Origin of the sequence: Marinomonas arctica (assembly GCF_003259225.1) — a bacterium.
Classification (GTDB): Bacteria; Pseudomonadota; Gammaproteobacteria; order Pseudomonadales; family Marinomonadaceae; genus Marinomonas; species Marinomonas arctica.
In genome coordinates this window covers 74,224-90,488 of the sequence record NZ_QHJF01000003.1, presented here as the reverse complement: position 1 = coordinate 90,488, position 16,265 = coordinate 74,224, and the positions used below count along the sequence as shown (strand labels likewise).

The 16,265-nt window shown below is 47.1% G+C and carries 2 protein-coding genes; both read right to left on the bottom strand.

From position 1 onward, the window contains the following. Positions 1-85 precede the first annotated feature (85 nt). On the bottom strand, positions 86-5,467 hold the full coding sequence (locus tag DK187_RS02160) for a non-ribosomal peptide synthetase (protein ID WP_111605699.1): 5,382 nt from the start codon (positions 5,465-5,467) through the stop codon (positions 86-88). Further along, positions 5,464-16,239, bottom strand: coding sequence for a non-ribosomal peptide synthetase (locus DK187_RS02155; RefSeq protein ID WP_111605698.1), 10,776 nt, complete (start codon positions 16,237-16,239; stop codon positions 5,464-5,466). Before DK187_RS02155 ends, DK187_RS02160 begins: the two co-directional genes overlap by 4 nt. Between the last annotated feature and the right edge of the window lie 26 nt (positions 16,240-16,265).

The window sequence follows — 16,265 nt, the reverse complement described above, 5'->3', positions numbered from 1 at the left end:
CTATCTTCATGAAATGAAAATACCTAGTTAATAGGCATTCTCATTTATATTTGTAAGCTAGTAAAAAACTACTTTTATTTCCGTTTTAAAGGGTTGCCAATAATGTGTGATCCGCCTTGATACCAAGCACGGTTATCAAGTTTTTAATGACTTGTGTATTTTGAACGATGCCTAAATGATCTGTGTTGTATACGTGACTCTCAGCAAGGGGATTGGTGTTAGCAAATTCAGCCGTCAGCCACACATGACGACCTTCTGGTAATCCTGCCCAGAATGAATGCGCAGATGTTTTGATTTTTGGTAGTTGATAGTCATGGCACAGTGCTCTCATGTGTTGTTCTACCGCCCAGCTGTAGAGCATTTGTCTTGCATTTTCAGCTTCGTGAAGTGAAAACTGATGCTTGGTTAACCAATTATCAAATACCTCTGGCCATTGATTTGGTGTGGCAGCGTCAAAACCCGCTAAACAGGAATGTCGTTGTGTGTCAGATAGATCGCCGAGTAACAGTTCTAGATGAGAAATGAGTTTGTGTTTTGCATTAGGAGATTGCCATTGGTCCTCGGCGACTTCCGTTCCAGGTACATAGCAATCTAATAAGCCTATAAAATCTATCTGTTCACCTGCCTGTTCAAGTCGAGCGGCAACTTCTTGGCATAACGCCCCACCTAACGACCATCCCACTAAGCTGTAAGGGCCATGAGGTTGAACGTCTCGTATGGTAGCAAGATACAAATCGGCCATGTCTGAGAACGAGGTATCGAACCGATTAGGATAGGCAAAGCTTTGAGACTTAATGCCATACACGCTTCGTTGACCTTCTAGGGCTTGAGCCAGTTTTTGATAGCCGACAACACGTCCTGTGACGGGATGAATACAAAAGACTGGATGTTGCTTGGTCTGTTCGCTATTAAGCCTTTCGACAAGGTTCAGATCGCCGCAAACTGGCTTTTGCTTGAGTTTGGCTAGGAATTGACAAAGTGCTTGCTGCCATTGATTTGCCAGTGTTTTGATGGCTGATTCGCTATAGTGCGTGGCAGCAAACTCCCAGCTGGACGACAGTTTACCCGCAACAACTTGCGTATTAATGGTCAAGGGTGTCAACATACTGTTGAGCCTAGATTGCGCGCTACCGCCACTTTCAAGCGGCTGGCACCAATGAGCAAAGCTGTTGTTTGAGTATTGCCCTAAATAGTTAAACGTGAGCACGGCTCGGGCTTGTTGGACATCTGGCTCTAAATACCGAGTGGCGAAGCTGATGCCGCCATCTTCTCGAATGATATTGAGCTGCTGTTGAATCTCATCACAGCTTTGACCTGAGTTAAGAATGACAGGGTATAAACTCGTCATCCAACCGACGAGCCTGCTTAAATCCATATCTCCAAATACAGATTCTTCTCGTCCATGGCCTTCTAAGAACAAGGTGATGGCTTGTTTGTTGTCGGCAAGAGAGTCTATGGGGAGAGCGGCTAGCATGATGCTGGTAATGTCTTTATTAGCCGTTAACAAGGCATTAGTGTCTTGCTCACTCAGCTCTATAGTGACGCTTTGCCTGTCAGCATATAAAGCGGGAGTTGTCGCTTTATGAAGCGTGTTTGACTGGTTCACAATGTCTTGCCAATAGGTTTGTTTTTGGCAGAAATAGTCAGACTCTCGCCAGTCATTGAGTTGCTCTACGGCAATGTCTAGGCTGGTGTAGTTGGTAGGCAAATTGATTTTTTGATCGCTGATAACTTGTTGATAGGCGGTCCATAAATCGTCGAGCAGCACCCGCCAAGAGACGCCATCGATTGCCATATGGTGAATGACCAATAAGAGACGGTTGGCTTGCCCAGATATCGTCGCCAATCCTGCTTGCAGGAGTTTTCCGTCGTGTAGATTTAGGCTGGTTTGTATGGAATGGGCGAACGAATCGAATTCGGCTTCATCTTGCGCTTGTATTTGCCATAGTAACTCGCTTTGCTCAAACGGCTGATAGGCTTGCTGCCAATGCTCTGCGTTTTTCGAAAACGCCAAACGAAGGCTAGGATGGTGCTCAACGAGTCCATTTAACGCCGTATTAAGCGCCGTAGCATCCATCTCTTGTTTTAACGTGACGCATACGTGCTGGTTCCAGTGATTAGGCTCGGCAAAATGCTGCGCCATGAAATGCGCTTGAATAGGCATTAAGCCAAAGGCATGGCTTGGTAGGGCTCTCTCTTTTGCTTGCTGGGCGCGTTTTAGATTGTTAGCAAGGTCACACAGCACAGGGTTCGCGAAAATGTCTTTAGGCGTGACGCTGAACCCCGTCAGCTTGAGTTTGCTGACCAGTTGTAAACAAAGAATCGAGTCGCCGCCAAGGGCAAAAAAATGGCTATTTCTGCTGATGTTATCGATGCCAAGTAAGTCTTGCCAAATGTCGGCGAGTAGCACTTCTTGCGGCGTTTGGGGGGCTTGATATGCGTCCGTTATTGTTGTGTTATCAGGAACTGGAAGTGCACTACGATCGATTTTTCCCGCAGGGGTGAGCGCCAGTGTATCGAGCACCATAAGTTGGGCGGGCACCATATAATCAGGCACTTGTTGAGCAAGAGCCTTTAATACAGAATTTTTGTCACATTGTGTTGAATTGCGACCATGAAGATAGCCAATTAGCTGGTTTTGATTGTTGTGTTTATGGAGTGCTACAAGACAGGTTTCGACACCGGATAATTGTTGTAGACGGTTTTCTATTTCACCTAATTCCACTCGGAAACCACGGATTTTCACTTGCTGGTCGATGCGGCCGAGGTATTCCATGACGCCATCTTCGCGCCATCGAACTAAATCGCCAGTGCGATACATGCGTTCCCCATTGGCTGTGTAGGGGTCGGGTAAAAAGCGTTCGCTGGTCTGCTCTGGTTTGTGCAAGTAGCCACGGGCGAGGCCTGATTCGTCGCCGATATATAGCTCACCCATGTCGCCAAACGGCACGCGATTCAGTTGTTCGTCCAAAATGTATAAACGACGGGACCCAACGGGCTGGCCAATAGGTGCATAGGCACTGTTTAGCTTATCCTCAGGGTAGGCTCGCCATATCATCGGCGTTACTACGGTTTCTGTAGGGCCATAGCCGTTGATGATTCTCGGCGGCTGTACCAAGGTTTGTAGCCTGTCGTAGGTCTCACGGGTAAAGGCTTCACCACCCAATGTCCAAGATCGAACGGCTAATGTCGGCTGAGTTTCTTCTATCCAGTCTAAGAGAGGTGCCACATAGCTAGGCGGAAAGCAGGCAATGGTGATGCCTTCTTTTTGTAAAACATGACAGGTGGTTTCAGCACTCCACAAGGCTTGATCACGGATGATTAACCGAGAGCCAAAGGCGAGCGGCACTGTCCAGCGCTCCACAGCGCCATCAAAACTGATAGACGCAAAGTGAAGCTCAATGTCATCTGGCGTCATACCGTACTGCTTGCCAATGGTTTGTACATGCATGCTCAAACCATCATGAGGGATAGCAACGCCTTTCGGTTTCCCCGTTGAGCCTGATGTATAAATAATATAGGCCAACTGTTTTGGAAGAATGGTCTGTGTAATCGGTGTTCGCTTTTGTGCCTCTACATTAAGGGAGGATAAAGGCAAGAATGCCACGTTATGACTTGTGATACGGCTTTCTATCTCTTGCCAACGAGGGGCTAAATTGTCACTAGAAAGCAGACGTTTCGCACCAGAATCTTCGATCATGTAAGCCAAGCGTTCAGTTGGGTAATCTGGGTCCAACGGCAGAAATGCGCCTCCTGCTTTCATGATGGCTATCATGGCGATAATCATGTCACAGCCACGTTCAAACAAGACGCCGATAGGTTCGTCAGTGTTGACCTTTTGCTTAATAAGATAGTGAGCCAACTGATTGGATTTTGCTTCTAACTCGGCAAAGGTGTATTGGCTTTGTGCGTGCTTAATAGCGATGGCATCAGGGCGCTCTTGTGCCTGTTTGGCGATCATCTTGGTGATCGGTGTAAAATGCCATGAGCCTTCCGGTCTAGAGAGTGTCGTTAATCGCTTTAGGTCGGCATCCGATAGGGTATTTATGCTCGCTAGCGGAAGCGACAGCGAATCTTCTAACGTGTCCGTTATATGTTGTAGTATTTGTGCTAGACGAGACATTGCCTGACGTTCAATTCGATCCTGAGCAAACGTCAGTACGATGCTCGTGCTGTCAGATTGTTCGCGAACATCCAAGGCAACATCAAACAAAGCCAAGCTACCTTGCTGCTTGACTGGTTTGATGGTCACGCCTTTGGCTAACTCCCCAAATGCTTGAGACGTTATTTGATGATTAAACAAGACTTGGAAATAAGGCGTTTCCCCAGCGACGCGCTCTTGAAGTAAAGACGCGACGATCTGGTCGAACGGCAACAGCTGGTGGTCTTGTGCTTGCAGTACTTTTTGGTGGGCCGTTTGTATTGTGTCGATAATAGTATGAGTTGCCGATACTTGTTGATTGATGACCAAGGTATTAACAAAAAAACCAATAACGTCAGCCACTTCCGCACGTTGGCGGTTGGCCAATGGAATGCCAATAGAGAGTGAATCCTGTTTGCTGCTCTTCGCTAGGGCGCTTTGCCACAGGCCTAACCATAGGCTGGAGGTGGTGACGGACAGTTGACGAGCCAATTGTTTCAGCTTCTGGTGCTGTTGTGGTGTAAGGGTAAATTGAAATGTGTCTGCAATACGTCGTTGGTTTGGGATCACCTCAGAGTGCCAAGGAAACAGTTTATTGGGTTGTTGAGTGCCTATTTCATTGCGCCAGAAATCCAAATGCGCTTGGTCTTTACCTGCTTTTAACAAGGCATTTTGCCAAATGGCATAGTCGACGTATTGAATTTCAAGAGGCTCAAGCTCAATAGACTGATAGGCCCTCACGAGGTCTCGCATAAAAACATCTACAGACCAGCCATCCGAAACAAGGTGATGCATGACCATGAGCAAACGATAACGATTTTTTTCTATAAGAATACTTTGTACTCGGATGGGAAGGTGGCGATAAAGGTCAAACGGCTTGCAGATAAAGTCCGCATTGGCTTGATTTAAGGCGTCCTTATCGTCAAAGAGTCGCTCTTGTTTGTCGATAGAAAAGCTTGGGTTTTCTTCGATAAACTGGAAAGTATGGCCAGACTCATCCTGAACAAAACGTGTTCGTAGCGCTTGATGTTTTTCAATCACTTTGAGCAGAGCCTGCTCAAGCTGATTCAGATCCAGTGGTCCAGATACCTCAAAGCAACCACTCATATGATAAGCACTGTTTCCTTCATCTAATTGATAGATATTCCACATTCTTTTTTGCGCTGGAGATAAAGGGATCAACTTGGGTTTCGTGCCCGCAACGATGGGGAGCTTTTCAAAATTTAACCCTTTGCTATCAATCAGCTTAATGAACGTAATTTGTTCTTGTTCACCAAGTTGTAGAAAACGTTTTGCTAAGGCGATTTTGTCATTTTTTGCGGTCATAACATCTCCAAGTCGTCCATCAATGCGGCCATCGCATCGAGTTCATCTTGCTCCGATTCATGTTGGTTTTGGTAATGGGACTCAAGGTTGTCCGTCAAAGCTTGCAAAGACGGTACTGTAAAGAAGTCTTTTAATTTAATTTCTATCCCGAGCTCTTTTTGCGCGAGTGAGACGATTTTCGTGGCCAATAGAGAATGTCCGCCTAAGGCAAAGAAGTTGTCATCCAACCCGATTTTGTCGACCCCTAAAACACGCTGCCAGGTATCAGCAAACCATTGTTCCAGTTCCGACTCTGGAGCTCGGTAGTGCACTTGATTCCACTCTGGTGATGGCAACGCTTTGCGGTCACGTTTACCACTAGGCGATAACGGCATCGACTCAAGATCGATAAAAATAGTGGGGACCATGTAATCGGGTAAATGCTCAGCAAGATGGTTTTTTACTTGTGCCTCTGTCTCAGTTGTCCATTGGCTGGACACCACATAGGCGACAAGTTGCGTACTGGTTTTCTCGTTCTGTGTGCCTATTTGGTAGTCGTAAGCAATCACCGCCGATTCATCGACGAACGCATGTTGATTGAGCACATTTTCAATTTCTTCCAGTTCAATGCGCAGGCCACGAATTTTGACTTGGTGGTCAAGCCGATCAAGATATTCAAGGCGTCCATCTGGCATTCGTAATACCTTGTCACCGGTACGATACATGCGAGAACCAGGTTGTCCCCAAGGGTTGGGGACAAATCGATCTGCTGTTAGGTCAGCACGGGATAAGTATTCCCGTGCTAGGCCGTCGCCAGCCAAATACAGTTCCCCTGGAATGCCAATAGGTAATGGGTTCCAGTATTCATCAAGAACATGCAGCTGTATGTTGTTAATAGGATGACCAATTGGCGTGCGTCTACCGACTGGCTGCTGGCATTGCCAGTAGCTCACATCAATAGCCGCTTCTGTTGGACCATATAAATTGTGAAGCTGGCAAGATGTCATGGTGGAAAGCACTTTATCGACCAGCTCCGCAGGCAGGGCTTCACCACTACAAATAATGCGTTTTAGGCTAGTGCAACGTGCCATATCGGTGTCGCTTTCAAACGCATGCAGCATAGATGGCACAAAATGTATGGTGGTGACGTTTTGTTCGACGATGGTTTTATGCAGCAGCTCTGGCTGACGATGATGTTCAGGCGGTGCGATAGCAAGTCGAGCACCAAACATTAAGGGCCAGAAGAACTCCCAGACAGAGACATCGAAGCTAAAGGGCGTTTTTTGTAAAACACAGTCATTGGTTGTGAGTTGATATTCGCTTTGCATCCACTGTAGGCGGTTTTGTAGCGCCGCTTGGGTATTAACGACACCTTTAGGTAGACCGGTGGAGCCAGAGGTGAAAATCACGTAGAGGGCCAGATCTTTTTGCCAATTGACTGTTGGCGGTACAAGGCTTTCGTGGCTGGTATCCAGTGTATCTATGGCAATATAACGACAGTGAGTACTCTCAGGCCAACTGTTCAGTGTTTGCTCGTCCGTGATGAGCAAAGAGACATCAGCCGATTCGAGAATATAGCTCAGGCGATCTTTTGGATAACTTGGGTCCAATGGCACATAAGCGCCACCCGCACGGGTGATGGCATGTAAACCTATCACCAGGCCGATAGAGCGAGGTAAGCCAAGCCCAACGCGGGTTTCCTCTTTCACCCCTTGTTTACGTAGCCAGTTAGCCAGTTGCGTTACTTTACGGTCAAAATCTCGGTAGCTTATGGTCTCTTGACCCATGGACAAAGCCGTTGACTCTGGGGTTAACGTCGCTTGCTGCATGATGCTCACCGGAGGCGGTAATAGTCCTCCCCAGTCTTTGTCTGTTGCGTTAAATGCGGCAATAGACTTATCCAATAAGGTAAGCGACGCGATGGTGTGCTGGTGGTTCTTTGAGACCCTGTCTAAAAGCTGGAACCAATGTTCAATGAGGGATGTGGCAAATGCTTCATCAAAGACGGGGGAAGCGTAGTTAACAAAGCCTGCCCATTTCTCGTTTGTTTCTGTTGAATCAGTGAACTGTTGGATATCGAGACTTAACTCTAGCTGAGCGCCCACAACGCCAGGGTCAAACAGTTCAATGTCCAGATCATCTATCGTTGGAAGCGCATTCAAATCCATTTGCTGGAAATTGAAGCTCGTTTGATAAAGAGGGTGGTGCTGCAAATTCCCCGTAATGCTCAATGCTTCTACAATGGACTCAAACGGCACCTCCTGACGGCTAATAGCTTGCTTAACAAAGGTTTTTACTTGGTTAAGTAGATCAGAGAAGGTGTCCGTAGCCGACAAGGTGGCTGGAACGGTGACACTGTTAATGAAGCAGCCTTGCATATGGAGTGTATCGGGTTGGTGTCGCCCTGCGACGGGAACGCCCACGCGGATCTCATTTTGGCTTGTGTATTTGTGCATTAACACATGCCAAAGGCTGAGCATCACATTAAATGCGGTTGTTTGGTGAGTGGAAGCAAGCGCTTGGATCTGTGTAACTTGTCGTTCAGTTAATTCAAAGTGATAACGTCTGCCGTGCATTTGCTGCGGATCTCTGGGCACTTCGCTGTGTAAGATAAGTGGTTCAATGTCTGTTTTAAGCGCCTGTTTCCACCAAATAAGGTCTTGTTTTGCTTGAGGTGTTTGTAGCCAATCCTGCTGCCAGTAGGCATAGTCGGCGTAATCTAACATCGCCTGATAGGCAAGGTCTGATTCAATTCCTTTTGCTTGATGCTGATAAAGAGTGAACCATTCTTTAAGGAGCAACTGCATAGAGAGACCATCGCTAATAATATGATGGATAACCAAGAGCAGTTCGTGTTCGCTCGGGCTATGCTCGACCATATAAGCCCGTAAGAGGGGCGCTTGGGTAAAGTCAAACGGTTCACTTATCCAGTGTTCTCTTTGTTGTTCAAGCGCGGCAAAGTCACCGGCTTGATGGCAAGGAATCTGGATAGGCACATCTTGGTGGATCGTCTGCATCAGCTCGCCTTCTACTTGGGCAAAGGTGGTGCGGAAAATTTCATGTTTATTTACTAAGGTTTGCAATGCGTTTTCTAAGCGAGAGTGGTCTATTTGGCCGCTTAGTTTTATACCCAAAGGCATGTGATAAGCCGAGCTTTCTGGCATGAGTTCTTGAACAAACCAGAGACGTTTTTGTGCCGTACTGACTGGCATATGTGTTAAGCGTGGCATGGCTTTTATTGGTGTGCTGTCGTTTGCATTTGCTTGACAGCGTACTGCCATGTCGCAGAGCGTCGGTGCATCGAATACCGCCTGAAGCGGCAATCGTACTTGATGCTTCTGCTGCAAACGACCGACCAACTGAGTGGCAAGGAGAGACTGGCCGCCAAGGGCGAAGAAGTCGTCATATCGGCTGATTGTCTCAAGCTTAAATAAATGTTGCCATTCGCTAGCCAGAAGCATTTCTAGCTCACTTTGAGGTGCTACAAATTCTGTTTGAGTCGCCTGTAAGTTTGGCTCTGGCAAGCGCTTTTTATCGACTTTGCTGGCTGGCGTCAGAGGCAACGAGTCTAATGCTATGAGTTGAGCGGGCACCATGTAGTCGGGCAGCTCTTGTCTCATTTGTTGTAAAATGGCGCTACTATCAATGGCTGTTTTGGTATTCTCTATGTAACCAATAAGTGTTTTTCCTGCTGGGCCATCAAAGGCGACAACGGCACTTTGACGACTACCGCTAAGCTGTTGCAAGCGCGATTCAATTTCGCCTAACTCAATACGAAAACCACGGATTTTGATCTGATCATCTGCTCGGCCTAGGTATTCCATCACGCCATCTTCTCGCCAGCGCACAAGGTCACCGGTTCGATACATGCGCTCGCCATGTTGGCTAAAGGGATTAGGGATAAAACGCTCTGCGGTTAAATCGGGGCGAGCAAGGTAGCCACGCGCTAAGCCCGTTTCGTCGCCAATATACAGCTCGCCAGAGACGCCAGAGGGAACAGGGTATAAATGTTTATCGAGCACGTATAAATCGCGCGCGCCAACCGCTGTTCCGATTGGGGCGTAGGCGCTGTTAAGCGGTGTATCGGCATACGCTTGCCAAATTAGTGGCGTCACCACGGTTTCGGTTGGGCCATAGCCATTGATAATGCGTTGGGGCTGTAAGGTGTTTTGCAGTTTAAAGTAGGTGTCGCGGGTAAAGGCTTCGCCCCCCAATGTCCATGAGCGAACGGTAAGTATTGGTTTCGGTGCAGCAGATTCTATCCATTCTAACAATGGTCCCACATAGCTTGGCGGGAAGCAGGCAATGGTAATCTTTTCTCTTTCTAGCACATCACAGGTTTCTTGAGCGCTCCAGAGTAATTGATCGCGGATGACCAAGGTTGAGCCAAAGGCCAATGGCGTTGTCCACCGTTCAATGGCACCGTCAAAACTGATGGAGGCAAAATGCAGCTCTCTATCCTCTGGCTTCATGCCATAGCGTTGCCCGATGGTTTGTACGTGCATGCTCAAACCGAGCTGTGAAATACACACGCCTTTTGGTTTGCCCGTGGAGCCAGAGGTGTAAATCACATAAGCCAATTGGTCTGCTAAAATCGCTGGCGACGTATTGAGTGTTTGTTGCAAGTTAATGCGATCAAAGTCAACGATATGGCCGCTTGTATCGATTTTTTGGGCCAATGTGAGAGACGCTTGATCGCAGATAACGCAGCAAGCTCCGCTGTCTTCTAACATGTAGCGCAAGCGATCTTCTGGGTACGATGGATCCAACGGAAGAAAAGCCGCCCCCGCTTTTAGAATGCCTATCATGGTCACTAGCATGTCGTTGCCACGCTGGAACAGGGCACCCACAATGTGCTCTCGTTGGATGCCTTGCGACAGCAATTCTGCTGCCAATGCATCACTTTGTTGATCCAATTCTTGATAGGTCAACATCACTGCCTGTTTGCCATTATTCACTAATGGATTAGCGACTAAGGCTTGGTGGTTTGGTCGTTTTTTCGCTTGTTCTTTAAACAGTTCAGTAAAAGGTGAATAACCCCAGGGTTCAGAGGCTTTACTGTGTTGCTTAAGCGTGTTTTCTTGGGTTGAATCTAGCAGGTTAATCGCACTAAGAGGTCGCTCTAGGTGAGTGATCAACTGCTCAAGATAATGTTGGGTTGTGGCTTGCAGTGCTTGGATTTGGTGCTCACTAAAACGCGCTGAATCATAAGCAAAGACAATACGTAATTGTTCGCTAGGCAGCACGGCCAACGTCAGGGGATAATGAGTGAATTCATAGCTATCGGGTTCGCCAATCGTCAGGCTGTCTTGATTAAACAGTGCTTCATCAAGTGGATAGTTTTCGAAAACGACGAGTGTATCAAATAGATTTTCCCCGTTAAGAGGCGAGTGGTTTTGTACCACGGATAAGGAGGTATGGCTGAATTCTCGTTGGCTGCTGGCTTGATCTTGTAGCTCTTTCAGCCAGTCGTTCACATTGCGCTGCCACTGAATATCACTCGTTACGGGCAAAGTGTTGATAAATAATCCGACCATGGCATCGCTATTGGCTAATGCGGTGGGTCTGCCCGCCACAGTATTACCAAAGACAGGATTATCTTGTCCTGTATAGCGCTGTAGCGTCAGCAGCCATGCGGATTGAATTAAGGTATTCAGGGTTAAACCAGAATGGTTAAGCTTGCTCTGCCAAGTTGCTAATGTAGTGACATCAATATCCACATTGCTACGAAGATAACCTTGGCTAGATTGCGCTTGACCGTACAAATCTGCCAGTAAAGTTGGAGCATCGACCTTATTTAACGACTCACGCCAATATTGCTCGGCTTGTGTGCCTTGTTGTCGACTAACCCAATCAAGGTAATCGGAAAAGTCCTGTTGTACATGAGGTAGCTGGTGACCTTGGTAAAGCGTAAACAACTCACTAAGTAAGATTCCCGTGCTCCAACCATCTATTAATAAATGGTGGATAGTGAAGATGCATTCTATTTCTTGCTCAGTGGTTTGGATCAAATCGACGCGCCATAAAGGCTCAGGTGTGTCAGTGGTTAGAGGTTGCTCTAAATGAAAGCCCTGCTCAATGAATTGACGCTTGGTGTGTTGTAAATCAAACGCTTGGTTTTGTCGTTCATCTTGATAGGTGCTATTGAGCGTTAGCTCAGGCCAAACAAACAAATGTGCCTGACCATCGATTTGGCTAATGGTCGAACGCAACATGGCGTGGCGTTTCATCAGCGTTTGCCAACAGGCTAATAGCTTGCTTGGCTCAGCCCCTCGAATGGGTAAGGTGATTTGGTTCACATAAGTGTGTTGTTGGTTAGATAGCTGGGCGTGGAAATAGAGCCCTTGCTGTAAGGTCGATAAGGGTAATATTTTCTCAGGTAGCCTTGTGTCATCTCCCACCGATAGCGATTGGCTAATGGCAGTTAACGTCGTTTGATTAAGTTCGGTGCCCTTGGCGTCGTGGGTTGTCAAAATAGGCGCATGTTGCTGGCAGTATTGAGTGATGGTCGCCACAGACTGGTCAAGGTGTTGGATAAGCTGGTTTGCTTCTTGCTCTGAGAAAAGCTGGCTATCTAGTTCAATGGCAAACTCAAGGCCTTGGTCTGTTTCTGCAATATTGACGACGATGGCAGCGTCACTTGGTGAATCATCAGGACGCCATAGACCAAATTCGCTTAGTTGAATGTCGGCGATAGTGGTCTTAGTTGCGCTGCCAAGATAGTTAAATAACACATCGATGCTGTCGGCATAATGCCAAGCACCTTGTAGTACGCCAGCCGAATAACCAATACCACCTGACGGAACCCCCCATCCCACATCTTTGGCATGAGCTAGCGTCTTACTTAAGTCGTCACTGATGGTGATTTTTTGCGGAAATAACGCCGTATGCCAATTGATACTGCGCGAAAGATCTAGATGGAATGCATCGGCAAAGCGACCATGGCTTTCTTTATGAATGAGTAAGGTCGTTTGCTGCTGCTGAGCGGCAATAGCGCAAGCCACAAGGCTTAATAAGCTCGCTTCTTTGTCGAGTTTGGCAAAGAGTTGAGTACTGCTGAACAGGGCTTGTGCTGCCTTCTGATTTAACTGCCAGTGTACTTTTCTGACTGAGCCTCGGGGCTTAGGAAATAAAAGGGGCGCTTGTTGTGCGGCCCAAAAAGTACGTTCTTGGTTGGATATTGAATAGGATTGTAGTGCTTGGTGCCAATCGCCTTGATGGTGTGTTTTGGGTGCAAGGGAATAAGGCTGTTTTTTTCTAAGGCCTTGGTATGAGTTCACAAGGTCGTTAAGCAGTATGGGCCAAGATAGCGCATCGATCACGAGATGGTGAACGGCAAGTAATACCTCGCCGGTGTCTACCTGAACACCAAGGGAGAGCATGCATCCTATTTTTGGATCAATCGCCTGCTGCACCGCGTTACTGTCGAGTGAATCGTCATATAGTTGAAAGGCGAAATCGGCTGCCTTTATATAGGTTGCTTGCTGATTACTATCAAAGGCGAGTCGTAATGCGTCGTGGTGTTCTATTAGAGCAGTTAGTGCGCTTTTGAGGGCGTTTTGATTAATCGGAGCAGGCAGCTGAAAACGCGCGAACTGATTGCATAAACTCAATGAATAATGATCTATAAAGCGAGACTGCATAGGCAATAATGGAACGTCGCCCGTCAGTGGCGTTTGTTGCGCTGCTTTGGTTTGATTGTCTACAAGACACTCTGCCATATCCGATAAAATGGGATGGTCGAATACTTGTTTTGGCGTCAGCATTAGGTTGTGTTGACGTAGCTTACCAACGAGTTGCAACGCGGCAATGGAATCGCCACCAGAAGAGAAAAAGTGACTGTTTGCACCAACCATCGATAACTTGAGAAGGTCTCGCCATAGTGTCGCAAGCAATTCCTGCTTAGCATTTTGTAGCGGTTGTTGGTCGTCGTTATTGTCTTGCCATTGTGGTGCCTTAAGATTTTTGCGATCAATCTTGCCAGCGGGTGTGATGGGAAGACTATCCGATACGACAATCTGAGACGGCACCATGTAATCAGGCAGCTGTTGTGCTAAGGCGGCAAGCCAAGACTCAATTTCTTGCTGAGAAGCCTCTGTTTGAACATAGCCAACCAGTCTTTTTCCTGTTGGGGACTCGTGTGCGATCACAGCACAAAATCGTGCCTTGGATAAGGTTTGTAGGCGAGATTCGATTTCGCCTAATTCAATACGAAAGCCACGAATTTTGATTTGCTGATCGGCTCGTCCAAAATATTCGACAACGCCATTCTCCGTAAAACGAACTAGATCCCCTGTGCGATACATGCGTTCGCCATTACTGGCAAAAGGGTCGGGAAGAAAACGTTCGGCGGTTAAATCAGGGCGTTTAAAATAGCCCCGTGCAAGACCTTCCTCCATGCCTATGTATAACTCGCCGATAGCGCCAGCGGGTAAACGTCGTAGCTCTTCATTTAAAACATAGAGCTTGCGTGCACCCACAGCCGTGCCGATCGGTGCATAGGCACTTTTTAGCGAATCGTTCGGATAGGCACTCCAAATCAATGGCGTCACTACGGTTTCAGTTGGCCCATAGCCGTTAATGATTCTAGGTGGCGCGATAACTCGCTGAATTCTCTCAAATGTCTCTCTAGTAAAGGCTTCACCGCCTAAGGTGATAGATCGCAATACTAGTGATGGTTTTGTCTCTTCAATCCAATCTAAGAGTGGGCCGACATAGCTTGGTGGAAAACAAGCAATGGTTACCTTTTCGTCACATAACACCTGCGTTGTTTGCTCTGGCGTCCAAAGTGCTTGATCACGAATGATCAGCCGAGAACCAAAGGCAAGTGGCACAGTCCAGCGTTCTAATGCGCCATCAAAGCTGATGGAGGCAAAGTGCAGTTCGGTGTCGTCTGGCGTCATACCATAGCGTTGCCCAATGGTTTGCACATGCATGCTTAAGCCACGATGGTCGACAGCGACCCCTTTTGGTGTGCCTGTCGAGCCTGAGGTATAGATTAAATAAGCGAGGTTTAGAGGCTGTAAATGAGTTGTTGGGGCGAGTTCAGGAAAATGCTCAAGATCGAGAGATTCCAGTGTAATCAACGAGCGCTGAGTCAGAGCCTTACCTTTTTCTAGCAGAGACGATTGGGTTATTAGGAACAAGGCATCACTGTCGTCTAGCATAAAGCGTAAGCGTTGTTCTGGGTAATCAGGGTCTAATGGTAAAAAAGCACCGCCCGCTTTTAGAATACCTATCATGGCGACAAGCATGCTAATACCGCGTTCCATCATGACGCCAACGACCGTGTCTGGTTGAACGCCATGGTCCATTAAATAATAGGCTAGCTGGTTTGTTTGACTATCCAGTTGACGATAGCTCAGTGTCTGGTTGCCATGTTGTAGGGCGATGTGGTCGGGCTGTGATTGCGCTTGTTGCTTGAATAGGTCACAGAATAACGTGTTCTGCCATTTTTCATTAGGCCCTGACATCTGGTCTAGCCAGGTACTTTCTTGCTCGCTAAGTAGGTTGAGAGTCGCTTTCTTACGGCTTGGAGCGAGACAGATTTCCTGTAGCGTTTTTTTGTAGCTGGCAATGAAGCGCTTAATAAAATCTGCTGAGAATTTCTCTTTGGCATAGACAAAACGTAAGGTTAGGTTGTTGCTGCTTATTGCATCTAAAACCAGTTCAAAGGGGGTTTCTACAACGGGAAACTCTTCAAATACAAGCCGATAATTGTTTTCTGTTAATGCCAACCCTTCACCATGGGTTCGGTAGTTAAAGGCATAGCTTGGTAGCGATTGCTGGCCGCAAAGCTGTTCGGCTGAAAGGTGTGAAAAAGCCACAGACTGAGCCAGTTTTGTTTTTACCGTTTGGGTTATCTCTTGCAGCGTCGTAGAGGCGTTTAATGGAAGACCAAGCAATGAGTTGCTAACAAAAAAACCAGCGGTGCGTCGGTTTTTACTGTTCCTATTTAGTGTCGGAACCACAACCGAGGGGTGAGAGTGATTTCCATACTGAGATAAGGTCAGCAGCAGAGCGCTCGACAGCAGTTCGAAGCGCGTTATGCCAAGGGATTTTGCCGCTTGGCTAAGAACGATTGTCTCTTCTTGGTTTAAGCTGTTTTCGACGTGTCCAGCGGTATAGCTAACATCCGTTGACGTGGTTAAGCTAGGTAGTTGTAGAGGCTCGTCAGACATCAACTCTAATGATTGCCATTGGGTACGTGACGTTGCAATTTCTACATCTGATGGGGTATCCGCTGTGAAAGCGAGATAGTCTGTCCCTTTGAATGTGTTATTTGGTTTGTTTGTCAGATGAGACAAAATAGATTTACAGCATAGCTGTAAGGTCCAAGCATCAATAATAAGATGGTGAGCAGCGAGTAACACAGCAAAGCGGCCTTCATCTATTTGGTATAGATGTACTCGAATCAGTCTGGAATGAGTAAGCTGATAGGGCTGAATGTATATCTGTTTGGCTTCTTTCTTAAGCCAGTCAACTGGATCTTCATAGCGAGAGACATCGCTTACTTCAATTGGATAGTGCGAATCGTCGTATTTTTGTAGTGGCGTTCCAGTGCCGTCATCAAAGGTGATAGTGAGCGCTGGATGCTCAGTTAGCATGTTCTGTAGTGCATCGAGCAGACGATCAACATCAAGGCGAGCATCGTCAAACCACAGTAGACCGCCAGTATTGTAGGCGACGCTGTTTGGTTTTAATTGATGGAACATCCATAAGCGTTGTTGAGAGGCGGAAAGAGGGTGGTATTGACCTGATGCCGGAGCTTTATAGAGATCGTCAACTGACATAATAACTACCTGTAATGTATGAGAAA

Bases quoted from the DNA above. Each gene is read 5' to 3' on its own strand.
- DK187_RS02155 (WP_111605698.1), bottom strand. From the start codon at position 16,239: ATGTCAGTTGACGATCTCTATAAAGCTCCGGCATCAGGTCAATACCAC.
- DK187_RS02160 (WP_111605699.1), bottom strand. From the start codon at position 5,467: ATGACCGCAAAAAATGACAAAATCGCCTTAGCAAAACGTTTTCTACAA.